The following is a 23,984-nucleotide window of genomic DNA, read 5'->3' as shown; positions in this document are numbered from 1 at the left end:
AGTCAAACCCCGACACAATCAAGGACCACTGCCCATGTCGCCTGCCTTCTTCGCCGGATACGCGCTCAGCCTCGGCCTGATCCTCGCCATCGGGGCGCAGAATGCCTTTGTCCTGCGCCAGGGCATCCGGCGCGAGCATGTGTTCATCGTCTGCCTGACCTGCGCCCTCTCCGATGCGCTACTGATCACCGCCGGAGTGGCGGGCTTCGGTAGCCTGACACAGGCGGCGGACTGGTTCGAGCCGCTGATGCGCTATGGCGGCGCGGCCTTCCTGATCTGGTACGGCGCGCGCAGCCTGCATGCGGCCTTCACCAAGGTCGAGGCGCTGGACACAGGCCCCGCAAACGGCGCAAGCCTGCCGCTGCGCCCGGTGCTGCTGACGGTGCTGGCCTTCACCTGGCTCAACCCGCATGTCTATCTCGATACCGTGGTGCTGATCGGCTCGATCTCGGCGCAATACCCCGACCGGCTCAGTTTCGGCATCGGCGCGGCGGTGGCCAGCCTCACCTTCTTCTTTGCGCTGGGCTATGGCGCGCGACTGCTGGCGCCGCTGTTTGCCCGCCCCCGCGCCTGGCAGGTGCTCGACACGCTGGTGGGGCTGACCATGTGGACCATCGCCGCCAAACTCCTGCTCACGTGACCCGCGCCGGAATTTGTTGTCATGTGAAGGGTTGCCCCGGTCGAAAATTGCGTGTTCAACCTCTGGCATGACCCCGGACCTGCCCCCCGACTCCCGCCCGGTTGCCGGTATCCTCTGGATGCTAGCGGCGGGGCTCTGCTTTGTGGTGATGACCGCGCTGGTCAAGTCGATGGGGCAGGGGATGCACCCGATCCAGTCGGCCTTTCTGCGCTATCTCTTCGGCATCGTCTTCCTGCTGCCGGCGCTGCGCCAGATCCTGTCCGCCCGGCTGACCCGCCGCCACTGGACCATCTTCGGCGTGCGCGGCGCCATCCATTCGGTGGGCGTGATGCTGTGGTTCTTCGCCATGACCCAGATCCCGCTGGCCGAGGTCACCGCGATGAACTATCTCACCCCGGTCTATGTCAGCCTGGGCGCCGCCCTGTTCCTGGGCGAGAAACTGGCCGCCCGCCGGATCACCGCCATCTTCGTGGCGCTGGTCGGCGCCGCGATCATCCTGCGCCCCGGCTTTCGCGAGGTCTCGCCCGGCCATCTGGCGATGCTCGGTACCACGCTGACGCTGGGCGGTTCCTACCTGCTGGCCAAGGTGGCGGTCGATGACCTCAGCCCGGCCGTGGTGGTTGCGCATCTGTCGGTCTGGGTCACGGTGGCGATGATCCCCTTTGCCGTGGCGGTCTGGCAGACCCCCACCTGGCATCAGGTGGCGGTGCTGTTCACCATCGCCTGTTTCGCCACCGCCGGGCACTATTTCATGACATTGGCACTCAAGGCCGCGCCGGTGGCGGTGACCCAGCCGGTGACCTTCCTGCAACTGATCTGGGCCACGCTTCTGGGCGCGCTTGTCTTTGGCGAGGGGATCGACCCCTGGGTGATCGCGGGCGGCACGCTGATCCTGGCCTCGGTCAGCTTCATCACCTGGCGCGAGGCGGTGCTGAAGCGCCGCCAGATCACCCCGCCCAGCATCGCGCCTAAGCTCTGAGCGCTTGCCAGCAGTCCGCCGCGCGCCCTAGGCTGGCGGGATGAAAACCAACTCCATTTTTCCCCAGCTTTCCCTTCTTGCCCTCCTGCTGAGCACGCCCACCGCAACGCTGGCAGGGCTCGAGATCTGCAATGACAGCACCGCCACGCAATCGGTGGCGCTGGGCTACAAGAAAGATACCGACTGGGTCAGCGAAGGCTGGTACATCTTCGAGCCGGGCCAATGCCTGACGGTGCTGACCGGCGATCTGAAGAACCGGTACTATTACGTCACCGCCACCGCCGACGGCTGGACCTTCGATCACGAGGATATCGCCTTCTGCGTCAGCCCGCAGGCTTTCGATATCACCGGAGACACGGACTGCCAGGCGCGCGGCTATGTCACCAACCTGTTCCGCAAGATCGACACCGGCAAGACCGCCAAGGACTTCCGCTACAATATCGGGCCCTACACAAGGCCCGAGACCCCGGCCGTGGCTCCGCCCGGCACCTATGGTGAGCCCTATTCCAACAACGGGACCTTTCAGGAATGCGCCATCGGCGACCGTGGCTCCTATTGCAGCTTCTACGCCGACGGGTTCCTGATCTATGTCTATGACCAGCCCGAAACACCGGCGCATCTGATGGGCTTCATGCGCGGCCTCACCACCGGCGCGCCAATCTCGGTCGAGGGCGACATGACCGCCATCTACGACAGCTCCGCCGAGCTGATCGCGCGGTCGGTCACCACCCGCCCCTGGACCGAGGCCGACAGCCTGCTTGATGCCATGCAGGGCGGCTGGCACTCGCTGGACGACCCGGCAGAGACACTGGAAATCACCGGGGCCGAGCGGGTCACCCGCTACAACGGCGACTACATCACCGCCGAAGCCATCAGCATCCAGGACTGGTGCGACGACTTTCCCACCGGCGCCCGCTATCTGGCGCTGCGCGAGATCGAGACCGGCGAAACCGCCTGCTACGGGTTGGAGATGCCCGAGGACGACCGGATCGAGCTGATCTATCTGCCGCGCGGCAATCTCCTGCGCTACCGCCGGGTGCAGTGACCCGGCGGATAGCGGGCCGTCAGGTCGTGATGCCCTGCTGCGCGCGGAACTCCTTGCTGCTGTTGGTGTTGGGATAGGGCTCGTCGGGCACCGGGACGCCCAGGAAATCACAGAGCGGCCCCCAGCCGCTGCCGGTCTCGTAGACCAGCAGCCGCTCGGCCGAGATGGTGTCGCGCACCTCGTCCACATGCGCCGCGAAAACGGCGGTGGCATGGGCGCGGTCGTCCATCCGGTTGTCAAAGATGTCCCGCGCGATGAAATCGGCGCACATCTCGGAGATCGCATTCATGTGATCATTGGGATGCTTGCCGCGCATCACTGTCATGAACGGCCCGATCGTCGCCTGTATGCTGTCGAACCAGGCATCCGGATCGCGCACGCTCAGCACCACCTTGGCCCCTGGGTAATGTGCGGCCAGCTGCCGCCAATAGGCCGCACCGGGCCAGTCCACCTGTGAGCGATAGCCCTGAAACATCGCGTCCCAGTCCACCGCCTCGCCCCGCGCGGCGGCCTCCCAGGCGGGCAGTTGCTCGGGATTGTCGCGCACCTCGAACATGTGGTGGCAGGGGCCAAAGCCCAGGTGCTCCAATGCCAGTCTCAGTGAATTAGTACCCGTGCGGCCGAATCCGGCCCCGATGACCTCCAGCGCCATGTATCTTCCCCCTCGAAACATGCGGACTACGGATGCGCAACCGTACTCCAAATCCTTGTTTCTGTCGCATGTTTTCCGAAGAGGGTCGGCGGGTCACTCCTTCGGCTTGACGATCTCCTGCCAGGGTCTTGCCGTGCGACCGCGGTATTTCACCGTCAGGTCCAGCGGGGTGTCGTTCTCGTCATAGACGCCCAGCACGATGCCACGGCGGCCCGACTTGCCGCGCATCTCGATCAGCTGTGCCTCTGACCGGGTGGTGCGCTGTGACGGCCGCCGCGCCCATTGGAAGAGCTTGTCGTACATCGCCGCAATCACCTCCCCATGTGCATCGCTCTCGCCCAGGTCCACCAGTTCCTGCGGATCGTTCTCCAGATCGAAGAGCAGCGGGCGATAGCCGCCCTCGCAATGGATCAGCTTCCAGCGCGCATCGGCGATCATGAACATCACCGCGTCGCGCACCGAAACGCCCAGCAGCTTGGCCAGCGGCGAGCCGGAATAGTCGTATTCACAGATCACATAGTCGCGCAGCGTGCCCGCGCGCTCGCCGCGCAGGATCGGTATCAGGCTCTCGCCCTCCAGGATGTGGTTTGCCACCGTGCCGCCCGCGATCTCGACAAAGGTCGGCGCCAGATCGATCGATTCCACCAGCGCGTCACAGACCGTGCCGCGCGTCGCGTCCGCCTCGGGGCTGGGGTCAAAGATGATCAGCGGCACCCGGGTGGATGTATCGTGGAAAAACGTCTTTTCCCCCATCCAGTGATCGCCCAGGAAATCGCCATGGTCGCTGGTCAGCACGATCACCGTATCCTTGTCGCGCCCGGTCTCCTCCAGCCAGGCAAACAGCCGCCCCATCTGGTCGTCGGCCTGCTTGATCAGCCCCATATAGGCCGGGATCACCGCCTCGCGCACATCCTGCCGCGAGAAAGTCTGGCCGATCTTGGTGTCCATGAACGCCTTCAGCACCGGGTGCGCATTCTGCCGCTCCGCCTCCGAGCGGACCACCGGCAGCACATGTTCGGGCCCGTACATGCTGGCATAAGGTTCCGGCACGATATAGGGCCAGTGCGGCTTGATGTAACTCAGGTGACAGCACCAAGGCCTTTCGGCCTGCTGCATGAATTCGATGCCGCGCCCGGTCAGATAAGGGGTCTCGCTATCCTCTTCGGCGATATTGGCCGCCTCGGGAGAGTTCTTCAGGAACCAGCCCGACAGCACGTTGCCGTCCGCGTCCAGCCCCGAATTGGCAAAATCGTGCCAGGGATTGTCGCTGTCATAGCCCTTGTCGCGCAGCCATTCGTTATAGGTCTTGGCCCCGTCCGGGTCATAGGCGCCATCCGGCCCTTCGGGCAGCATGCCGTCGTCACGCTCGAACACGTCAAAGCCGCATTCGGCGACCCGCGCCCCGATCAGGCTGTCGGGTTCCAGTCCCAGCCGGGCCATCCCCTCGGCATCGGCGCGCATATGGGTCTTGCCCACCAGCCAGCAGCCCATCCCGGCCTTGCGCAGGTGATCGCCCATGGTGATCTCGCCCACTTTCAGCGGGATGCCGTTCCAGGATGCCCCGTGGGAATGCACATAACGCCCGGTATAGGTCGACATCCGCGAAGAGCCGCAGATCGGCGACTGGATATAGGCGCGGTCGAACCGCACCCCGCGCGCCGCCAGCCGGTCGATATGGGGCGTGTGCAGATGCGGATGACCATAGCAGCTCAGGTAATCCCACCTGAGCTGGTCGAACATGATGAAAAGGATGTTCCGGGTCATGTGTCTGCTCCTGTCCGTGCCAGTCTGCGTGGAATGTACTTTAACATGTTAACATATTCCACCAAAAGACGCATCGCCGCCGAACGATTACCGAACCGGAAAACCGGGGATCATGCTACAGTTCCTGCGCGGTCGTGCAAGGAGAGCGCCCATGTCCTTCAAACGTCAACTCATCTCGAATGGTAACCCGATGGAAGAGATCGTCGGCTTCAGCCGCGCGGTCAGGGTGGGGCCCTATATCTCTGTCGGAGGCACGGCGCCGGTGGGCCCGGACGGCAAGACCGTCGGCATCGGCGATGTCTATGCCCAGACGCGGCAGTGTTTCGAAATCATCAAGGCCGCGCTGGAACAGGCCGGGTCCGGCCTGCACGACATCGTCAGGACACGCGTCATTCTGACCGATATCGACAACTGGAAACAGGCGATCGAGGCGCGCAAGGAATATTGCCGCGACACGCGCCCGGTGGACACGATCATGGCGATAAACCGGTTCGTGAACCCCGAATGGCTGGTCGAGATCGAGGTCGATGCGGTGGTTGCCGATTGACCTCGCCTGACCGATGGGCGGGTCGCCTCAGATCTGCTCGACCTTGACGCTGTCGCCCACCACAAAGGCCAGATAGCCCTTGATCCGCTCCATCGCGGGCAGCGGGTTCTCATAGCTCCAGACCGCGTCCTTGGTCACAGACGAGCGGTTGACGATCGAATAATAGCTGGCGTCGCCCTTGTGCGGGCAATGGGTGGTCTTGTCCGAGCGGTCGAGGAACGCCATGGCGATATCCTCGCGCGGGAAATAGATCACCGGATCATAGTCGCCCTCGCTCAGCTCCAGCGCATTGGCGCTTTCGCCCAGCACCGCGCCGCCCGAGCGCACGCTCCACTTGCCCGGTGCCTTGCGGATGGTGATATGGTCGCTCATTTTCGGTTCCTTCCTGTCCATCTTTCCAGCGGGGTTCTGTTGCCGCCTTGTTGTATCCGTGGTGTAACATTTCTATGTCGGTCAGATCGGTGCGGTTGCGGCATCCAGCCAGCGGCGCGCGTCTTCGCCCACCCTCGGACGGATCTTCGACGCGACCTCGGCATGATAGTCGTTCAGCCAGCGGCGTTCCTCACCCGTCAGCATCTCCGCGACGATCAGCCGCCGGTCGATCGGGGCAAAGGTCAGCGTGCGCCAGTGCAGCATGGCGCGCTCCGCGTCGCCGCCGGGCAGGGTGGGGGCCTCTTCCACCACCACAAGGTTTTCGATCCGGATGCCAAACGCGCCCTCGCGGTAATATCCCGGCTCGTTCGACAGGATCATGCCGGGTTCCAGCGGCACATGACTGACACGGGCCAGCCGCTGCGGCCCCTCATGCACGCTGAGATAGGCGCCGACGCCATGGCCGACTCCGTGGTTGAAATCCTGCCCGGCCAGCCACAGCGGCAGGCGCGCCACGCATTCGATATCGCGCCCCGCCAACCCCACGGGCCAACGCAGCATCGACATGGCGATCATGCCCTTCAGCACCCGGGTGAAACAGGTTTTCTCCTCGTCCCCCACGGTGCCGATGGCGATGGTGCGGGTGATGTCGGTGGTGCCGTCCAGATACTGGCCGCCGCTGTCCAGCACCAGAAGATGCCCGTTCTCCAGACGGCTGTCGGTCTCCTCGGTCACCCGGTAATGCATGATCGCACCATTGGGCCCGGTGCCCGCGATGGTCTCGAAGCTGATATCCTGCAACGCGTTGTCACGGCGGCGGCACTCTTCCAGCCGACTGACCACCCGTGTCTCGGTCAGGCTGCCCGGCTCTTGCCCGTCGAGCCAGGCCAGCAACTCCACCATCGCCGCCCCGTCGCGCAGATGCGCCTCGGCGGCGCCCGCGATCTCGGCGGCGTTCTTGCGCGCCTTGGGCAGGGCGCAGGGATCGCCGCCCTCGGCCAGACGGTCGCCCAGCCGGTCGGCCACGATCTGCGGTACCGTGCTCAGGTCCACCCGCACCGGGCCGACAAGCGCCGCCACTGCGTCCAGAAACGCCTCGGGCTCGTGCTGCGTCACGGCCGTCCCCAGGTGGTCACCCAAGCCCGAGAGCTTGGCCGCCGCCATGAACAGATCGACCCGCCCGTCGTCATGCAGAATGGCGAAACCATGCGCCACCGGGTTGCGCGGAATATCCGCGCCGCGAATGTTCAACAGCCACATGATCGAATCGGGCAGGGTGATCACCGCCGCCTTCTGCCCGGCGCGGCGCAACTCCTCGGCCAGACGCGCCGCCTTGTCAGCCGCGCTTTCACCCGCGAATTCCAGCGGATGCGCCTTGACCGGTTCCATCGGCGGCGGCGGCTGATCCTCCCAGATCCGATCAACCAGATTATCGCAGCGGACCAGCGCGATGCCGCTGCCCGCCAGCTCTGCCTCGGCCGAACGAATCTGCCCCGCCGCATGCAGCCAGGGGTCGAACCCCACGCGCCCGCCCTGCGGCAGCTTCTCCTTCAGCCATGCGGTCAGGGTCACATCCGGCCAGGGCACCGGCGTATAGACACCCGCCACCTGCGCCTTGACTTGGGTGCGATAGCGCCCGTCGATGAACACGCCCGCCACATCCATGAGCGCGGCGCAGAACCCGGCCGAGCCGGTGAACCCTGTCAGCCAGGCCAGCCGCTCGTCATGGGCGGCGACATATTCGCCCTGATGTGCATCCGCGCGCGGCACCAGAAAACCGCTCAGCCCTTCGGCCTGTAGCTCTTCGCGCAGCCGGGCCAGTCGCGGCGGTCCCTGATCCGGGCGGGCGGTCACCTCGAACGACTGATACATGCTGCGGCCTCCTTCATCCTGCGCGGCGAAAGGTGCGGCGCGGCGGCGGAAATGTCCAGCACCGCCGCGACCACACTTGTCGCGCGCGCCCCATCCCCTATCATGCCTGCATGATCCGCCTCACCGCATTGCCGCTGTTTGCCTGCCTTGCCCTGCCGCTCGCCGCGCAGGAAGAGGAGCGCCCGGCCGCCGAAATTGCCCGCCGCAGCGCCGCCGAGGCGATCGGCAAGCAGCTTGCCGATCCGGCAAACCCAGGCCAGGCACGGATTTCCCCCCTGACCCGCGCGGGCGAAACGATAAGACTCTGCGCCACCTCGGATGCCCGCAACAGCACCGGCAGCTACATCGGCCGCGACTATTGGGAGGTGACGCTCAGCGCCGATGGCAAGACCGTGCTGGAAACCCGCAACGTGACCGGCCTCCTGTCGCCCTGCTATGGCGCAAAATACAAACCGTTCAACGAGATGCTGGGCCAGTAGCTCCCGACAGGCGCCGCCCGCCGTCGATCGCTGTTCAACCCGCCGCGCGCCCGTCTCTGATCGCCGAGCGTATCGCGCCACCGCAAACCGATATCCAGGCTGAGAGGGTGGGGTTTGAGTATTGTTAACCAGAAAGAAGCACTACCCCAGGCTTCTTTCTGGTCACAAATACTCCCGCCGGAGGCGTCCGCACGTGACGCAAACGCCACCGCGCGGAGGGGCAGTTCGCGCGCCTGATCCCCATCACCCGGGTGTGGGCGATCCGGTCTCTGAGCTCAGAAACGCCAGCAGTGCCCGCTGGTATTCGTCCCAGACCGCGTTGCCCGGTATCGGGATGTGATTGGCGGTTTCCAGCACCATCAGCTCGGCCCCCGGAATCCCCGCCGCCAGTTTCTGCGCCTCCGACAGCGGATGCACATTGTCATGCCGGGCATGGATGATCAGGGTCGGGCATTGCACCTGCGGCAACAGCGGCATCAGCGTGACATCGTGGATCGCTGCCCTCACTTTCAGCATGGTCTCGCGCGACGAAGCGTTGATCATGTTGCGCGCCATGTCGTGGATCGCCTCCAGCGGACCTTCGGGAAAATAGCTCAGCATCATCGCCGAGACGAAGCTGATCTCCTGCGCGGCCCAGCCTTCGGTGACCAGCGATTGCATCACGTCGGATTTCAGTTCGGGGTTCCGCCGCCCGCGCCCCTCGGCATAACCGCCAACAATGGCCAGCCTGCTGACCCGCTCCGGGTACTTGACCGCAAAGCGCAGCGCCGACAGAACTCCGCCGGATTCGCTGTAGAGCGCGAACCGGTCGAACCCGGCCGCGTCCGCCGCCTGTTTCAGGTTCTCGGCCAGGGTATCGAACGAGAATTCCTCCAGTGACCGCTCCGACCGCCCGAACCCGATCGGATCGAACCGCAGCAGGCTGTGGCGCTCGGCTATCGCATCGAACATCGCCCTTTCCGAGGGCGTGTTCCACTCCGCCTCCAGATCGGTGGTGTTGTAGCCGCCGCGCACCACTGGCGGGCCGGTCCCGATGACGGCATAGGCCAGCGACTTCCCCTCCGCCGTGCGTGTGTACCGGATGCGCTGGACCATGGGGGCAGGCCGGGGCAGGGCAGGCGGCGTGTCCGCCGTTACCTCGGCCACGAACTTCAGACCCCGCCGGGTGACCGTCTGAATGATCCGCTGAGCCTTGCCATCATCACCCACCGCCTTGCGTGCCGCTGCGATGCGGGCGCTGATCGCGCTCTCCGAGACAATTCGCCCGTTCCAGACCTCGGCCAGGATCTCGTCGCGGCTCACCAGCCGCCCGGGATTGCGCGCCAGCAGGTGCAACAGGTCGAACACCTGCGGCTCTATGTCAACCTCTTGGGAGTCCCGCATCAGCGTCAGTGCGTCGGTGTCCAGCAGGCAATTGGCGAAAACATAGCGCATGAAGGTCTAGCGTGCCTCCGTCGCAAGGAACCTGGTCAGCGTTTCCAAGTAGGTGTCATAGGCCGCATTGCCCTGCCAGGGAACGTGATTGGCGCCCTCGAGCACCACCATTTCGGCCCCTGCTATGCCAGCGGCCAGCTTGCGGGCTTCCGACAACGGATGAACCGCGTCATGGCGGGAATGCAGGATCAGTGTCGGACAAGTGATCCGGGGCAGGAATTGCAGGCTGGAATGATGATTGATCACGTCGCGATGGCGCAGGTCATGGTCCTTGGACGCCGCGTCCAGCATCATCCGGGCATAGGCCCGGACGGAGTCCAGCGGTCCTTCGGGCTGATACGCCAGCAGGAAGGCTTCGAAGAAGGTGCTATCCGAACGCGACCGCGCGGTTTGCAACATGGCTTGCAAGGGTTCGGCCTCCTTGCCATCCGCGCTGTCGCGCACCGCACGTCCCTCGGCATAGGCGCCCATCATGGCAAGGCGGGTGACGCGGTCGGGATATTGCGCCGCAATGTAAATGGCCTGGGAACAGCCGCCGGATTGGGAATAAAGCGCGAACTGATCCAGCCCCAGTGTATCGGCAAGGTGCAGGATATCGTCGGCTTGCTCATTGATCGCCGAACGATCAGGCCGGGGATCTGATTGCCCCGCTCCGATGGTGTCGAACCGGATCAGCGTATTCTTACGCGACAAGGCTTCGAACCGGTGGCGTTCGAATGGCAGGCGCCATTCTGCTGCAATGTCCGAGCGGGTCTGACCGATCAGGATCACTGGAGGGCCGGTGCCCGACACCGAATAAGCCAAGGAGTGCCCCGTGGGCAGTGTGGTGTAACGAATGCGCGGCTCTTCGATCGGTTCTGACCCAACCGCAGAGCCGGTGTCGTCGGAGTGTTCCACAACCTCCGCCACCATCTGCAATCCCCGCCGGGTGACCGTCTGAATGATCCGCTGAGCCTTGCCGTCATCGCCCACCGCCTTGCGTGCGGCCGCGATGCGGGCGCTGATCGCGCTTTCCGAGACAATCCGCCCGTTCCAGACCTCGGCCAGAATCTCGTCCCGGCTCACCAGCCGCCCGGGATTGCGCGCCAGCAGGTGCAGCAGGTCGAACACCTGCGGTTCAAGTGCAACAGACGCGCCGTCCCGCAGCAGAACATGCCGCCGGGCATCCAGGACGCAGTCGGAAAAGACATAGCGCATGGGTGATTAACACCCGGCTTTGCAAGGTTCGGCAAGTCCAGAGTGAAAATAAGGCGTTTCCCAAGGGTTTCTCAGCACCGTCTGAAAGCGCCGCGCGTCCGGTCCCGCCATCGTGGGAACACATCAAAGGAGACCCGACATGATCCTGCATACCGATACCGCGCTTCTGAAACACCGCCCCGCCCATCTGCACCCCCTCTCGCAAGAAGAACGGGCCGCAGCCCGGTTGGTTGCACGCCGCCGCATTCTCACATCCGGGCTTGTAAACCGCCTGTCCCGCTTCTTCACCTTCTGGCATGGGATGAAGGTTTCTTGAGACCGCAAGCTGGGGGGCTCTGCCCCCCAGACCCCCCGAAGTATTTCCAACCAGAAAGAAGCAGAAAACCTCGCGCTTCTTTCTGGTCGCAAATACTCCCGCCGGAGGCGTCCGGCGCTTTTGCAGGCGCTGCCATTCGGACTCAACTGGCGCGTTTGATCCCCATCACCCGGGCGCGGGCGCGCGGGTCGCTGTCAAAAAGCGCCGCCAGCTGCTCGGTCATGGCACCGGCCAGTTGTTCCACATCGGTGATCGTCACCGCGCGCTGGTAATAGCGGGTCACGTCATGGCCGATGCCGATGGCCAGCAGTTCGACCTGCTTGCGCTTTTCCACCATGGCGATCACGTCGCGCAGGTGTTTTTCCAGATAGTTGGCGGGGTTCACGCTGAGCGTGGAATCATCCACCGGCGCCCCGTCCGAGATTACCATCAAGATCTTGCGCTGCTCGCGCCGCGCCACCATCCGGCGATGCGCCCATTCCAGCGCCTCGCCGTCGATGTTTTCCTTCAGGAGCCCCTCTTTCATCATCAGACCCAGGTTCTGCCTTGTGCGCCGCATCGGCGCGTCGGCGGCCTTGTAGATGATGTGGCGCAGGTCATTGAGGCGGCCGGGCTGCTGCGGGCGGCCCTCGTTCAACCAGGCCTCGCGCGCCAGCCCGCCCTTCCAGGCGCGGGTGGTGAAGCCCAGGATCTCGACCTTGACGTTGCAGCGCTCCAGCGTGCGCGCCAGCACGTCGGCGCAGATCGCCGCGATCGAGATCGGGCGGCCGCGCATCGAGCCGGAATTGTCCAAGAGCAGCGTCACCACGGTATCGCGGAACTCGGTATCCTTTTCCACCTTGAAGCTGAGCGGCGTGGTCGGGTTGGCCACAACCCGCGCCAGCCGCCCGGCATCCAGGATGCCCTCCTCGCGGTCGAACTCCCAACTGCGGTTCTGCTGTGCCTGAAGACGGCGTTGCAGCTTGTTGGCCAGGCGGCTCACCGCGCCTTTCAGCGGCTCGAGCTGCTGGTCGAGATAGGCGCGCAGCCGTTCCAGCTCGGCCGGTTCGGCCAGCTCCTCGGCGGCGATCTCCTCGTCATGGCTATCCAGATAGACCTTGTAGTTCGGATCGGCCTCCGAGGCGGGTGGCGGCGGGGGCGGCTCCAGCGGCGCCTCGCCATCGGGCATCTCGGTTTCTTCGGCCAGCTCCTCGTCGGCCAGTTCGTCCATCGAGACCTGGGCCTGGCTTTCGTCCTGCTGCTGTTCCTGGCTCTGCTCGGGATCGGCGTCGGCGTCCTGCTCGTCCTGATCGTCCTGGCCGGTGCTGTCGGGATCGGGCTGCTCGTCGGCGTCGTCCTCGGCCTGATCCTCCTGATCCTCGTCCATTTCGTCCGGGTCATCGCCCAGCTGGTCGCCATAGCCGAGGTCCTTGATCACCTGGCGGGCGAATTTGGCGAATTCGGCCTGGTCAGACAGGATATCGCTCAGGTTCTCCAGCGTGCCGCCAGCCTGTTCCTCGATAAAGCCGCGCCACAGGTTCATCACATTGGCGGCAGCCGCAGGCAGGTCGCGCCCGGTCGCCAGATGCCGCACCAGATAGCCCGCCGCCACCGGCAGCGGCGCTTCCGAGGGCTGCTTGCACTGGTCATAGCCGCGCCGCAGCGCCTCATGGGTGATCTTCACGTCGATGTTGGACGCTGTGCCGGGCATGTCGCGGGCGCCCATCGCCTCGCAACGGGCGGTCTCCATCGCCTCGTACAGATCGCGCGCCATGTCGCCCGGCGGGGCATAGCGGCTGTGGGTCGCGTCATCGTGATAACGGCGATAGAGCGCCAGCGCATCCGCCGTGCCGCGCGCCAGCAGCACCTCGTCGCGGGTCAGCCGGCGGCTAACCTGCGGCAGACGCATTGTGTCGCCGGACACTCCCGAGGGGTCGACCGAATAGCTGACCGTCAGCTCGGGGTCATGCGCCATGACCTTGGTCGCCTCGGCCAATGCCTTCTTGAACGGATCGGCGGGGTTGTCGGTCGGTTTGCTCATGGCGCCCTGCATCTCTTCGCTTCTGGGACGGCAACCTAGAACCATCGTCCGCCATTGACCAGTGGGCCCGTCGGAAAAACCGGCGGTTCCGGCCCCGACAAAGCCAAAGCTTGACCGGGGGCGGTACCGGTGGGCTAGTCTGGACCTGCCAAGGTGAATGGCCCCGGGGGGAGCACATGCGTATCACCGTTATTGCCGTTCTGGTCAGTCTGCTGGCCGGTGCCTTCGCCGCGCTGGTCCTCAAAGGCATGATCTGGATCACCGATTTCGTCTGGCATCGAGACATTGCCTCCTCGCCGCTCTATATCCTGGCCGCCTGCGTTGCCGGGGGCGTGCTGGTCGGGCTGACCCGGCGGGGCAGCAACCATGTCCAGACACTTGAGGAGCAGATCGCCGCCGCCTCGGACCCGATGAAGGAGCAGCAGCGCACCATCCTGATGACCGCGCTGGGCGCCATCTTTGCGGTGGGATTCGGTGGCGCGCTCGGCCCCGAGGCCGGGCTGATCGCCGCGATCACCGAGATATCGGTCCTCGTCTCGATGATCTTGGCGCGCAGCGCCGACGAGGCGCGGACGATCGGGCAGGCCAGTATCTCGGCGGCGCTGGCGGGCCTCTATGCGTCGCCGCCGGGCGGCTACGCCTATACCGTTGAGGACGAGGGCAAGACCGGCTGGCAACGGGCACTGGATGCCAGTTTCCCCTATCTCGGCTTCGTCGCCGCCGTGGCGGGTTTCGTCGGGTTCAAACTGGCCGGGCATGTCCTGTTCCAAGAGGGATTTCACCGGCTGCACTTGCCGCATTACGCCAGCCCGGGCGACGGGTCGGATTTGCTTGGTGCCTTTCTGCCTGCCGTGTTCGGGGCGCTTGTGGGGGCGGTTTTTCTCTATGCGCGCGCCTTTGTCTCCACACAGGTCGAGCGCCGCATCACCAGCCCGGTCTTGCAATCGGCTCTGGGCGGTCTGCTATTCGGGGCGGTCGCGGCACTGTTTCCCTTCGTGCGTTTCTCTGGCCATCACGAGTTCGACGCCATGGTCGCGATGGGTGCAGAGACCACGGCCATGGCCTTGATCGGGATCGCGCTGCTCAAGGTGCTGGCGATGGTGCTTTGCCTGTCCACCGGCTGGCGGGGCGGGGCTATCTTTCCGCTCATCTTCGCGGGCGGGGCAGCGGGCTATGCCGCGCATCTCCTGCAAGGCGGCGGCGAGGTGGCCGTGGCGCTGGCCGCCGGGCTCGCGGCCGCGACAACGGTAGGCATGGGCAAACCGGTTGCGGCGTTGCTGATCGTTGTCTTTCTGGTAGGAACCCAGACTTGGCCCGCGGTCTGCATCGGCGTCGCCGTCGGCCTGATCGCCGCACGGTTCAGCCCGAAACCGTCACACTGACGGATCAAGGGGCCGGGTTCGTCCCGTCCAGTCCCACCGCGCCGCTGGCCAACCCGAAGAGCTGTTCGACATGCACGTCGATGGCATCCACCACCGGATACCCCGGATCCTGCCCGTCGAAGGCAAGGCACAGATCGGTTCCCGCCAGCAGAACGGCTTCCGCCCCCATGTCCTCGATCATCCGCCGACCGGCGTCAAAGAACAGCGCCCGGTGCGTGTCCGACGCGTGCCCCGCCATCGCGGTCGCGACATAGGCCTGGCCGATCTCGGCCTCCCGGCCGGCGGGGATCACGGTGCGTGTCCGCTGCATCCGTCCGTAGAGATGGCTGCGCATCACCGTTTCGGTGCCCAGAATGCCGATGGTGCCAATGCCGCGGGACACGAACCAGCCGTCCAGCGCGCCAAAGGCGCTTACCAGCGGCAATGCGGCAATGGCGCGGGTCTCATCCTCGCAGAAACTGCCGCCGATCGAGGTGATCGCCGCAACCTCTGCCCCGGCCGCAGCCAGCCGGTCGATGGCGCGGGCATAGATCGCGGCCTGCTCGGCCCGACGGTCGGTCTGCGCGTTGCGCGCAAGTTCAGAGATCTCGGTATTCTCGATGGTCAGGTGCAGCGGCACGCCCGCCGCGCGGCACCTGTCCGCCAGCTTCAGATAATAGGCCGCCGTCGCTGCCGGTCCTATGCCACCGATCAGCCCGATATGCATGGTGCGCCGGGCCTAGCCCAGGCTGGCGCTTGCCGCGCTTTCGGGCAGTTCCTCGTCGAAACAGCGCTGATAGAACTCGGCCACCGTCTGGCGCTCCAGCTCGTCGCATTTGTTCAGGAAGGACAGCCGGAAGGCATAGCCCACATTGCGGAAGATCTCGGCGTTCTGCGCCCAGTTGATCACCGTCCGGGGCGACATCACGGTCGACAGATCCCCGTTCATGAAGGCGGTCCGGGTCAGGTCTGCCACGGTCACCATCTGGGCGATGGTCTTGCGGCCCTGCGCGGTGTTGTAATGCGGCGCCTTCGACAGCACGATCGCCGTTTCCGCGTCATGGGACAGATAGTTCAGCGTCGCGACCAGCGACCAGCGGTCCATCTGCGCCTGGTTGATCTGCTGGGTGCCGTGATAAAGGCCGGTGGTATCGCCCAGACCCACCGTGTTCGAGGTGGCGAACAGGCGGAAATACTTGTTCGGCGTGATGATCTCGTTCTGGTCCAGCAGCGTCAGCTTGCCGTCATGCTCCAGCACCCGCTGGATCACGAACATCACGTCGGCGCGGCCCGCGTCGTATTCGTCGAACACGATGGCCACCGGGTTGCGCAGCGCCCAGGGCAGGATGCCCTCGTGGAACTCGGTCACCTGCTTGCCATCACGCAGCTTGATCGCGTCCTTGCCGATCAGGTCGATACGGCTGATATGGCTGTCGAGGTTGACGCGCACGCAGGGCCAGTTCAGCCGGGCGGCGACCTGTTCGATATGGGTCGATTTGCCGGTGCCGTGATAGCCCTGGATCATCACCCGGCGGTTATGCGAGAAGCCCGCCAGGATCGCCAGCGTGGTGTCGGGGTCGAACTTATAGGTCGGGTCGATCTCGGGCACCCGGTCGCTGCGTTCGGCAAACCCCTTGACCACCATCGGTGTGTCGATGCCAAAGACCTCGCGGACGGAAATCTCTTCGGTGGGTTTTGCGTTGATATCGGTCATTCCGTCAGCCATGCCTTCGTCCTTGTCGCTTGGCCCGCGCGCGCTCCGGGCCCGATCTGATCGTGGTGCAACATATCGTCGCCAGCCGCAAGGGAAAGGCGAAAAGCGCCCCGGCGGGCGCTTTTTGCGCCAGAACGCTGCGGCGCTTCGCGACAGGTTGATCGCGCCTCACTGCGCCTTTGCGTGCATCTGGTTGTATTGCATCGGCGTGCAGCCGATCCGCCCTTTGAAGAAGCGGGTAAAGTCGCCAGGGTTGCCATAGCCCAGTTCATAGGCGACCTGGGTGACGCTTTGTGACTGTCCTGCAAGCATCCTGCACGCATTTTTCAGACGGGTATTCGAAAGCAGTTGGGCGTGGCTTGTGCCAATCGCCGCCAACTTTCGTCGGTAACTGCGGGTACTTAACCCGAATGCGTTGGCCACCCGATCTGCCGAACAGCAGTTGGGAGAAGACATAGCGAACTCGTTCATGCATTCCGAAAGCGCAGCCATCAGATTGTTGGATAACGGGTTCGCTACAGTGACCGGTTTCGAGGCCGAGGTCTGATCCAACATGCGGTCCGCATGGATGACGTCGCAAAGATTGAAGGCGAGACCGAAATGGCCTGCGTCCAGCTCGACCGGCAGGTCCAGGATCTCTGGCAAATGCTCGGAGCTGAAGCGCGCCGGCAAGCGTAGACAGACCGGTCGTATCTCGGAGTTCAAAGTCCGGCGCACGCCGGCCAGCATGATACTCAGGTTGTATTGCAGCACCGACCACAAATCGGACCACTCGGTTGCCGCGGTGGTTCGCAGCACCCAGATCCGCCCCCCCTGTATCTCGCTAGAGAAACGGGCACCGGTAATATGCCCGTTAAAGGATTGGGTCATGACATCCAGCGCTTCCTTGCTGGTGAAGCCTTCCGGCAGGGGCACCCCCACAACGGAATGCGCCTGGCTTCGCTCACTCGGGTCCATGGAAAGGCTGTCGAACAGAAAGGTGTCCTGCCCCTTTTCTCGCTGGACCAGATCAAGAAACAACTCGGTGGCATAGAGCGGCACGAACCCTTTCGGATCGTCCACGATACTGCCAGGAAGCCCGGCCTTCTCCGCAAAACGTTCCAACAGGCTACTGGGCAGGGCGGCCGCTCCAAAGACCGGACTCAATGCTGGAGCATACACAAGGTCGAGACGGTTCATTTCAATCTCCCGAGCCGATGGCGATCCGTCAGCGGTTCTTGCCATGTGACAAGGTTATCGATTTTGGCCGAAAATGCTAAGCATCTTTCCGCAAAAGGCTTACTATCGCGAACACGAATTGCAGCGGAAAACCAACACGGAAAGGGGAGATTCCGATGCTTGCTACTAAAGTATTTAAGAAAATAAGGGGAACGGCGTCCGTTGCGTTGATGTGCGCGGGCGTTTCGATGACCGGAAACATCGCCGCCGCCCAAGACAAGCCATTGAATTTTCTCATCATCTGGGGCGACGATGTCGGGTATTGGAACATTTCGGCCTATAACCAGGGCATGATGGGCTACGAGACCCCCAATATCGACCGCATCGCCAATGAAGGCATGCTGTTCACCCATGGCTATGGCGAACAATCCTGCACCGCCGGCCGCGCCTCCTTTGTCACCGGCCAGTCGGGCTTCCGCACCGGCCTGCTCAAAGTCGGCCTGCCGGGCGCCAAGGAGGGGATGAGCGAAAAGGATCCCACCATCGCCGAATACATGCGGTCCAAGGGCTACATGACCGGCCAGTACGGCAAGAACCACCTGGGCGACCTCGACGAACATCTGCCCACAAACCACGGGTTCGACGAGTTCTTCGGCAACCTCTACCACCTCAACGCCGAGGAAGAGCCCGAGAACGCCGACTATCCCAAGGATCCCGCGTTCAAGGAAAAATTCGGCCCCCGCGGCGTGATCAAATCCAATGTCGATGGCACGATCGAAGACACCGGCCCGCTCACCAAGAAGCGGATGGAGACCATCGACGAAGAGGTCACCGCAGGCGCGCTCGACTTCATGCAGCGCGCGCATGACGAGGAGAAGCCGTTCTTCCTGTGGTACAACACTACCCGGATGCACATCTTCACCCATCTCAAGGAAGAGAGCCAGGGCGTCACCGGGTTGGGTGTCTACCCCGATGGCATGGTCGAGCATGACAAGATGGTCGGCCAGTTGCTCGACAAGCTCGAGGAACTGGGCATCGCCGACAACACAGTCGTGATGTATTCCACCGACAACGGCGCCGAGGTCTTCTCGTGGCCTGACGGCGGCACCACCCCGTTCCGCAACGAAAAGAACTCCAACTGGGATGGCGGCTTCCGCGTTCCGATGATGATCAAGTGGCCGGGCGTGATCGAGCCGGGGCGCAAGTCGAACACCATCATCAGCCACCTCGACTGGTTCCCGACCTTCATGTCGGCACTGGGCGATGGCGACATGAAAGAGCGGATGCTGACCGAGGCGCCCTTTGGCGAGGGCAACGAACCGGTGCATCTCGACGGGTACGACTTCATGCCTTACTTCCGGGGTGAGGCCGACAAGGGTCCGCGGCGCGAGTTCTTCTATTTCTCCGATGGCGGGGACCTGATGAACCTGCGCTATGACCAGTGGAAAGTGGTCTTTGCCGAGCAGCGCGCCGAAAGTTTCGAGGTTTGGCAGGATCCGCTTACCTACTTGCGACTGCCGAAAGTGTTCAACATGTACTCGGACCCGTTCGAGAAGGCCGACCACGAATCCATCAACTATTCGCAATGGCGGCTGGAACGGGCCTATCTGCTGGTGCCCGCACAGGCCTTCGTGGCGCAGTTCCTCAGCACGTTCGAGAAATACCCGCCGCGTCAAAAGCCGGCGAGCTTCTCCATCGACCAGGTCCTGTCGACCCTGCAAACCAATCAGGGCGGCTGAGTTCCCTGGCCTGACGAAACAGGGCGCGGTCGAAAGGCCGCGCCCTTCTTCATTTCAGGGCCTCAGTTCAGAAGCGCGTCCCGCATACGGTGCAGACTGCGCTCGTCGAGGAAACGCGGCGTGCGCGCCATGTAATCATGGAAGGCGCTGCCATAACCGTCGAGCAACCAGCGCTCCTCGTTCAGCACGAACAGGAAATAGAGCGCAAAGAGACCGCCCGCCAGCACCAGGGTCAGAGCCGAACCGCTGGCAATGCCCAAGCCCACCGTGGCCAGGACCGAGGTCACATATTGCGGGTTGCGCGAATAGGCATAGATGCCCCCGGTCACCAGCCCGCCGCTCTCGCAATAGGTATTGTCGAGACCCAGGAACCTGTACCCCCACAGCGTCACGCCAAAGGCGGTGAGCATCAGCGGCACCCCGACCGCATAGCGCAGCCAATGGCCCCAGCCACCCACCCAGACCTCGGACAGGGCGAACACGACGGTCGCGCCGCAGTAAAGCCGGAACAGGCCAAAGGCGGCATGGTGCCGCCAGCCCCTGGCGGCGGGCCACAGGCCCCAATCCGGGCGGCGCAGGCTCTGCGCCAGATAGGCGGCCAGCGCCAGCGCGGCGCCAAGCGCCAGGAACAATGAGATGTCGGGGAGCATCGGGGCAAGGTCGGGGATCATCCGTGAACCAATCCATCATCAGGTTGAATACTGGCCGCGCGCATCCCGCCGTGGCCCAATCCCTGCTAGCAGCCGAATGTAACAGACATGCTCCAGCCCGTCGGACGCCCGCCCGGCCTTTCCGGATTTACAGGCCCGCGCGCCGCCCTTAGCGTTCCGGCAATGCCCTTGCACAGGACACGGCCCATCATGTCACAGCGTCCCCCGAACATCCTTGTGGTCATGGCCGACCAGATGACCCCCTTCATGCTCGAGGCCTGCGGTCACCCGATCGCGCGCACTAGGCACATGAAGGCGCTGGCCGACCGCGCGGTGAATTTCACCACCGCCTATACGCCCAGCCCGATCTGCGTGCCTGCACGCTCGTGTTTCATGACCGGGCTGCATACCTCGACCACCGGCTGCTACGACAATGGCGACCCCTATCACAGCTTCATCCCGACCTTTGCCCATTACCTGACCAATGCGGGCTACGACACCGTGCTCTCGGGCAAGATGCATTTCATCGGCGCCGACCAGCTGCACGGCTTCCGCCGCCGCCTCAACACCGACATCTACCCCTCGGGCTTCCTCTGGTCCTACCCGCTGCTCGACGAAAACGACCCCGAGGCGATGGCCTTCGACTTCGCCCCCCAATACCAGGCCGGGAACATCGGCCCTGGCTGGAGCGCCGAGCTGCAATATGACGAGGAAACCCATTTCCGCGCCCTCGAATACCTGCGCCACGCGCCCGACCGCCCGTTCATGCTCACGGTCTCCTACACCAACCCGCACCCGCCCTATATCGTGCCCCGCAAATACTGGGAGATGTACAAGAACGCCGACCTGCCGCTGCCGCATTACCCGGCGGACATGGACGCGCGCTATTCCGATTTCGACCGCGCATTCCTGCGCTGGTACGGGCTCGACCGCAAGAGCATCCGCAACAAGACCGACCTGCTCGCCATGCGGCGCGGCTTTGCCGCGCTTGCGCATTACATCGACGACAAGCTGGGCGAATTGCTGGACGTACTCGACGAGCAGGGCCTGCGCGACACCACGATGGTGATCCTGACCTCGGACCATGGCGAGATGCTGGGCGAAAAGGGCCTGATCCAGAAACGCAGCCACTATGAATGGTCCGCCCGCATCCCGCTGATCATCGACCATCCCGGCGCCGGACATCGCCGCATCGACACGCCGGTCTCGCTGATCGACCTGCCCGCCACCTTCCTCGATCTGGTGGGCATCACCCCCGCCCGCCCGATGGAGGGCCGCTCGCTGATGCCCGCCCTGCGCGGCCAACCGCTGGACGAGGTGCCGGTGATCTCGGAATACCACGGCGAGGGCATCATGCGCCCCAGTTTCATGATCCGCAAAGGCCCGTGGAAATACCTCTACTGCCACCGCTCGAACCCGCAGCTCTTCAATCTCGATACCGATCCCGGCGAATGGGAGAACCTCGCCGGAACGCCAGAGACAGCCAGGATCGAAGCCGAACTGGTCGCCCTCATCTCCGAGCGCTTCGACCTCGACGCCATCGAGCGGGAGATCTGGGCGCGGCTGGCGCAGAAACAGGTGGTCAACGCCGCCATGGCGACAAACGGCACCGAATGGGATTACCACCCGGATCCGGGCGAGATGACCCGCTACATCCGCAGCTGATCCCGCGCCCTGCTTCTTTCTGGTCAGAAATACTCTCGGGGGAGCGCGAGGGGGCAGACAGCCCCCTCGCTCCGACCGAAGCCTGCCTCGCGGTCACGTCAGGGCCACAAAGGTCACCGGTAGCCTTGGCGGCGAAGGTGGAATTTGAGTATTTGTAACCAGAAAGAAGCCAAAAGTCTGTGAGCGGCAAGGACTGCCTACGCATGCGTCAGTCGTCGCCAATCACTTGAAGTTGCGGCTGTCCTTGATCTGGTCCCAGGCCCAGACCACTTCCTGCAACTGGTCTTCCTGGCTGCGGTCGCCGCCGTTCATGTCCGGGTGCAGCACCTTGATCAGCTTCTTGTACGCCCCGCGCACCTCCGCCTTGGTCCAGCTGTCCTTGGCCTCCAGGATCTCGATCGCGCGCCGTTCGGTCGGCGGCAGCTTGCGGCCGCCCGCGGCCGCCCGGCCGGGGTTCTGGGTCGCGTTGGCGCCCAGCACCTGATGCGGGTCCTCGATCCCCAGCCGAGCCCAGGCGCGCGCCTCGGGGTCGCCCATCGGCCGGGTCTTGCGCTCCCAGACCTTGTCCTTGGACATCTGCGCGTTCATCTCGGCCTCGGTGGTGCCGTCGAAGAAGTTCCACTTCTGGTTATACTCGCGCACATGCTGGTGGCAGAACCAGAAATAGTCGTCCAGCACATCGGGTGCCTTGGGCGCACGGAACTTGCCCGCCTCGGTGCAGCCCTCGTGCTCGCAGACCCGGACCGAGGTTTCGGATGCGCCCGACATGCCCCGCCGCCCGCGCGGGTTCTTCTTCTTTGCGGAGGAGACGGACATATCGAATCCGAACGGATCTGGCTTGCTCATCTCGGGCCCTTTCGCTGATGCTTCTCGACTCGGAGGCAGGAGTTTAGTCTATGTGCCGACAGATAGAAGAGGGCGGCGGTAAAAATATCCGGCGCCGGGCGGAAATCAGCACAGGACCAGACCAGAAGAGGAGTTATGCCGATGCCCATCGCCGAGGAGATGCGCGCGCGCCTTCAGGCCGCCTTTGCGCCCACCGAACTGGAAATCAGCGACGACAGCGAACGTCATCGCGGCCATGCCGGGTACCAGGAAGGCGGTGAAAGCCATTTCTCCATCCGCATCCGCGCCGCCGGTTTTGTCGGCATGGGCCGGGTGGCGCGGCACCGCGCGGTGCATGCGGCGCTGGGCGACATCGTGCCGCGCATCCATGCGCTGGCGCTCGACATCGGCACATGAGGCGCAGGGTCAGTCCTCGTCCGCCTCCGATTTGACCACCCGCAACGGCGGGTCCTTGACCGGCGAGGAGATCGGGGCAGGCGCGCGCAACTGCTCCTTCATCGCGTCCGGGCCGGGAATCGGACGGGCGCGCGGCACACCGTCATCCGGCTCTTTTTCCGTTTCGGCCAGGTCTTCCGGCTCGGGGGGCGCAACCGGTTCCGGTTGCGTTCCTTCCGCGGTCACCGGGGCCACCGCGCCCTCGGCCAACGCCCGGCGGAACACCAGCACGTTGCGCCACTTGGTGACCGACCCGGTCAGCCCGGTCCGCTCCTCGCTGGGCAAGAGCTCGGCACGCTGATACTCCCAGCCCTCGGTGCCCATCTGGTTCAAGAGGCTTTCCACCGACAGCGCGAACCGCCCCTCGGGCGTCTTGACCCCCTTGGCCTTGGTGCCGCGGGCGGGGGCGGGAACGACCTTGTATTCATAGCGGATCATGCAGAAGCCTCTCGGATGACGTGCGCCGCATATAACCAAGCTCGGGGCGCATTGGCCAGAGGGTCAGATTTCCCTTGGCAACTGAGGCTCGCTTGATTGCAGATCGTCAAGAAGCTGTTTCCGACGGGCAAGCGTTTCATGCCATTCTTGAGCCTCGCGATCCTTAAAGAAGCTCGCGTCTGGGGCCAACCGCAGAACTGCCTCCTCGACTTCGCGCAAACTCACACGGAAAAACTCCTTGCGCATATTGATCTGATTGATCCGACGTTCTGAAAACTCTCGATGCAACGCGGCCTCAAGTGCCGGTGCCTCGTCTGAATAAATCATGGCGTGAGTGTCGAAGCTAAAAGGTACGCTGGCATCGCCCAGTTCCTTTACTCTATCATCAGGCTCCAACCGGCGAGTTAGGTCATGTTGACAAATGTCTGAGCCAAAGCCGGATGGAGGTAATGTCGATGAAACCCAGGAAGCTTTCCATGGTTTTGTCGTAGCGAGTTGCCACGCGGCGGGCGTTCTTTAGTTTGTTGAAGCAGCGCTCGACCAGGTTGCGCAGGCGGTAAAGCGAGCGGTCGACACCGATACGTTTCTTACGGGATTTTCGCATTGGGATAACGGGCAGGACGTTGCGCGCATTCAGCTTCGCCCTGATGCTGTCACCATC

Annotated in this window: 25 protein-coding genes; 10 read left to right on the top strand and 15 right to left on the bottom strand. The window is 64.0% G+C overall.

Annotated elements, in window-relative coordinates; translation table 11 throughout:
• Positions 1 to 34 precede the first annotated feature (34 nt).
• The 3 genes from OE747_RS07310 (at position 35) to OE747_RS07300 (ending at position 2,664) form a co-directional block, all read left to right on the top strand.
• Positions 35 to 640 (top strand): LysE/ArgO family amino acid transporter, encoded by a 606-nt coding sequence (locus OE747_RS07310; protein WP_263827948.1) that lies wholly within the window; start codon positions 35 to 37, stop codon positions 638 to 640.
• Between the two features lie 67 nt (positions 641 to 707).
• Positions 708 to 1,619 carry a DMT family transporter gene (locus OE747_RS07305; RefSeq protein WP_263827947.1) on the top strand — a complete coding sequence of 304 codons (912 nt, stop codon included), beginning with the start codon at positions 708 to 710 and terminating at the stop codon, positions 1,617 to 1,619.
• A 40-nt stretch (positions 1,620 to 1,659) separates the two neighbouring features.
• A complete protein-coding gene (locus tag OE747_RS07300) occupies positions 1,660 to 2,664 on the top strand; it encodes a DUF1036 domain-containing protein (protein WP_263827946.1) in 1,005 nt (334 codons plus the stop codon).
• Between the two features lie 19 nt (positions 2,665 to 2,683).
• On the opposite strand, the gene OE747_RS07295 is transcribed toward OE747_RS07300, so the two are convergent.
• Entirely contained in the window at positions 2,684 to 3,316 is a 633-nt protein-coding gene (locus tag OE747_RS07295; protein WP_263827945.1) for a sulfotransferase family protein, read from the bottom strand.
• A 93-nt stretch (positions 3,317 to 3,409) separates the two neighbouring features.
• Positions 3,410 to 5,080: a sulfatase-like hydrolase/transferase gene (locus OE747_RS07290; RefSeq protein ID WP_263827944.1), complete on the bottom strand. Its 1,671-nt coding sequence runs from the start codon at positions 5,078 to 5,080 to the stop codon at positions 3,410 to 3,412.
• A gap of 151 nt (positions 5,081 to 5,231) precedes the next feature.
• Between OE747_RS07290 and OE747_RS07285 the strand changes: the two genes are divergently transcribed.
• Positions 5,232 to 5,627: a RidA family protein gene (locus tag OE747_RS07285; protein ID WP_176828106.1), complete on the top strand. Its 396-nt coding sequence runs from the start codon at positions 5,232 to 5,234 to the stop codon at positions 5,625 to 5,627.
• 27 nt (positions 5,628 to 5,654) lie between these two features.
• Here OE747_RS07285 and OE747_RS07280 read toward each other — a convergent pair whose 3' ends face one another.
• Both OE747_RS07280 and OE747_RS07275 read right to left on the bottom strand, forming a co-directional pair.
• Positions 5,655 to 5,999: a DUF427 domain-containing protein gene (locus tag OE747_RS07280; RefSeq protein WP_164128757.1), complete on the bottom strand. Its 345-nt coding sequence runs from the start codon at positions 5,997 to 5,999 to the stop codon at positions 5,655 to 5,657.
• Positions 6,000 to 6,080: 81 nt separating this feature from the next.
• Complete coding sequence (locus OE747_RS07275; protein WP_263827943.1) at positions 6,081 to 7,871, bottom strand: aminopeptidase P family protein; 1,791 nt, start codon at positions 7,869 to 7,871, stop codon at positions 6,081 to 6,083.
• 110 nt (positions 7,872 to 7,981) lie between these two features.
• Between OE747_RS07275 and OE747_RS07270 the strand changes: the two genes are divergently transcribed.
• Positions 7,982 to 8,350: a hypothetical protein gene (locus OE747_RS07270; RefSeq protein WP_263827942.1), complete on the top strand. Its 369-nt coding sequence runs from the start codon at positions 7,982 to 7,984 to the stop codon at positions 8,348 to 8,350.
• A 243-nt stretch (positions 8,351 to 8,593) separates the two neighbouring features.
• Here the strand turns inward: OE747_RS07270 and OE747_RS07265 are convergent, their stop codons facing one another.
• Together OE747_RS07265 and OE747_RS07260 are read right to left on the bottom strand one after the other, a co-directional pair.
• Positions 8,594 to 9,784, bottom strand: coding sequence for an alpha/beta hydrolase (locus OE747_RS07265; protein ID WP_263827941.1), 1,191 nt, complete (start codon positions 9,782 to 9,784; stop codon positions 8,594 to 8,596).
• Positions 9,785 to 9,790: 6 nt separating this feature from the next.
• Positions 9,791 to 10,981: an alpha/beta hydrolase gene (locus tag OE747_RS07260; protein WP_263827940.1), complete on the bottom strand. Its 1,191-nt coding sequence runs from the start codon at positions 10,979 to 10,981 to the stop codon at positions 9,791 to 9,793.
• Positions 10,982 to 11,120: 139 nt separating this feature from the next.
• Here OE747_RS07260 and OE747_RS07255 point away from each other — a divergent pair, with 139 nt between their 5' ends.
• On the top strand, positions 11,121 to 11,297 hold the full coding sequence (locus OE747_RS07255) for a hypothetical protein (RefSeq protein ID WP_263827939.1): 177 nt from the start codon (positions 11,121 to 11,123) through the stop codon (positions 11,295 to 11,297).
• 142 nt (positions 11,298 to 11,439) lie between these two features.
• On the opposite strand, the gene cobT is transcribed toward OE747_RS07255, so the two are convergent.
• Positions 11,440 to 13,317, bottom strand: coding sequence for a cobaltochelatase subunit CobT (cobT, locus tag OE747_RS07250; RefSeq protein ID WP_263827938.1), 1,878 nt, complete (start codon positions 13,315 to 13,317; stop codon positions 11,440 to 11,442).
• A gap of 176 nt (positions 13,318 to 13,493) precedes the next feature.
• Between cobT and OE747_RS07245 the strand changes: the two genes are divergently transcribed.
• The gene (locus OE747_RS07245; protein ID WP_263827937.1) at positions 13,494 to 14,699 is read left to right on the top strand and encodes a chloride channel protein; all 1,206 of its coding nucleotides are present in this window, start codon (positions 13,494 to 13,496) and stop codon (positions 14,697 to 14,699) included.
• A 4-nt stretch (positions 14,700 to 14,703) separates the two neighbouring features.
• On the opposite strand, the gene OE747_RS07240 is transcribed toward OE747_RS07245, so the two are convergent.
• The 3 genes from OE747_RS07240 to OE747_RS07230 all read right to left on the bottom strand — a co-directional run bounded on the left by OE747_RS07240 (position 14,704) and on the right by OE747_RS07230 (position 17,571).
• Positions 14,704 to 15,405, bottom strand: a complete 702-nt coding sequence (locus OE747_RS07240) for an aspartate/glutamate racemase family protein (protein ID WP_263827936.1) — start codon at positions 15,403 to 15,405, stop codon at positions 14,704 to 14,706.
• A 12-nt stretch (positions 15,406 to 15,417) separates the two neighbouring features.
• On the bottom strand, positions 15,418 to 16,404 hold the full coding sequence (gene cobS / locus OE747_RS07235; protein ID WP_263827935.1) for a cobaltochelatase subunit CobS: 987 nt from the start codon (positions 16,402 to 16,404) through the stop codon (positions 15,418 to 15,420).
• 156 nt (positions 16,405 to 16,560) lie between these two features.
• On the bottom strand, positions 16,561 to 17,571 hold the full coding sequence (locus OE747_RS07230; RefSeq protein ID WP_263827934.1) for an AraC family transcriptional regulator: 1,011 nt from the start codon (positions 17,569 to 17,571) through the stop codon (positions 16,561 to 16,563).
• 227 nt (positions 17,572 to 17,798) lie between these two features.
• Here OE747_RS07230 and OE747_RS07225 point away from each other — a divergent pair, with 227 nt between their 5' ends.
• Positions 17,799 to 19,289, top strand: coding sequence for an arylsulfatase (locus tag OE747_RS07225; RefSeq protein WP_263827933.1), 1,491 nt, complete (start codon positions 17,799 to 17,801; stop codon positions 19,287 to 19,289).
• Positions 19,290 to 19,351: 62 nt separating this feature from the next.
• On the opposite strand, the gene OE747_RS07220 is transcribed toward OE747_RS07225, so the two are convergent.
• Entirely contained in the window at positions 19,352 to 19,960 is a 609-nt protein-coding gene (locus OE747_RS07220; protein WP_263827932.1) for a methyltransferase family protein, read from the bottom strand.
• A 189-nt stretch (positions 19,961 to 20,149) separates the two neighbouring features.
• On the opposite strand from OE747_RS07220, the gene betC reads away from it, so the two are divergent.
• Complete coding sequence (gene betC, locus OE747_RS07215; protein ID WP_263827931.1) at positions 20,150 to 21,604, top strand: choline-sulfatase; 1,455 nt, start codon at positions 20,150 to 20,152, stop codon at positions 21,602 to 21,604.
• Positions 21,605 to 21,826: 222 nt separating this feature from the next.
• On the opposite strand, the gene OE747_RS07210 is transcribed toward betC, so the two are convergent.
• Complete coding sequence (locus OE747_RS07210; RefSeq protein ID WP_263827930.1) at positions 21,827 to 22,450, bottom strand: J domain-containing protein; 624 nt, start codon at positions 22,448 to 22,450, stop codon at positions 21,827 to 21,829.
• A 141-nt stretch (positions 22,451 to 22,591) separates the two neighbouring features.
• Between OE747_RS07210 and OE747_RS07205 the strand changes: the two genes are divergently transcribed.
• On the top strand, positions 22,592 to 22,846 hold the full coding sequence (locus tag OE747_RS07205) for a BolA family protein (RefSeq protein WP_263827929.1): 255 nt from the start codon (positions 22,592 to 22,594) through the stop codon (positions 22,844 to 22,846).
• 9 nt (positions 22,847 to 22,855) lie between these two features.
• Here the strand turns inward: OE747_RS07205 and OE747_RS07200 are convergent, their stop codons facing one another.
• The 3 genes from OE747_RS07200 to OE747_RS07190 form a co-directional block, all read right to left on the bottom strand.
• Positions 22,856 to 23,323: a DUF4177 domain-containing protein gene (locus OE747_RS07200; protein WP_263827928.1), complete on the bottom strand. Its 468-nt coding sequence runs from the start codon at positions 23,321 to 23,323 to the stop codon at positions 22,856 to 22,858.
• 63 nt (positions 23,324 to 23,386) lie between these two features.
• The gene (locus OE747_RS07195; RefSeq protein WP_263827927.1) at positions 23,387 to 23,719 is read right to left on the bottom strand and encodes a GIY-YIG nuclease family protein; all 333 of its coding nucleotides are present in this window, start codon (positions 23,717 to 23,719) and stop codon (positions 23,387 to 23,389) included.
• Between the two features lie 13 nt (positions 23,720 to 23,732).
• A partial coding sequence (locus tag OE747_RS07190) for a transposase (RefSeq protein WP_263827926.1) occupies positions 23,733 to 23,984 on the bottom strand: 252 nt, incomplete at its 5' end.

It is taken from the genome of Ruegeria aquimaris (assembly GCF_025751555.1).
GTDB classification, from domain to species: Bacteria; Pseudomonadota; Alphaproteobacteria; order Rhodobacterales; family Rhodobacteraceae; genus Ruegeria_B; species Ruegeria_B aquimaris.
The sequence above is the reverse complement of the archived record's forward strand: the minus strand, read 5'-3'. Positions and strand labels throughout refer to the sequence as shown.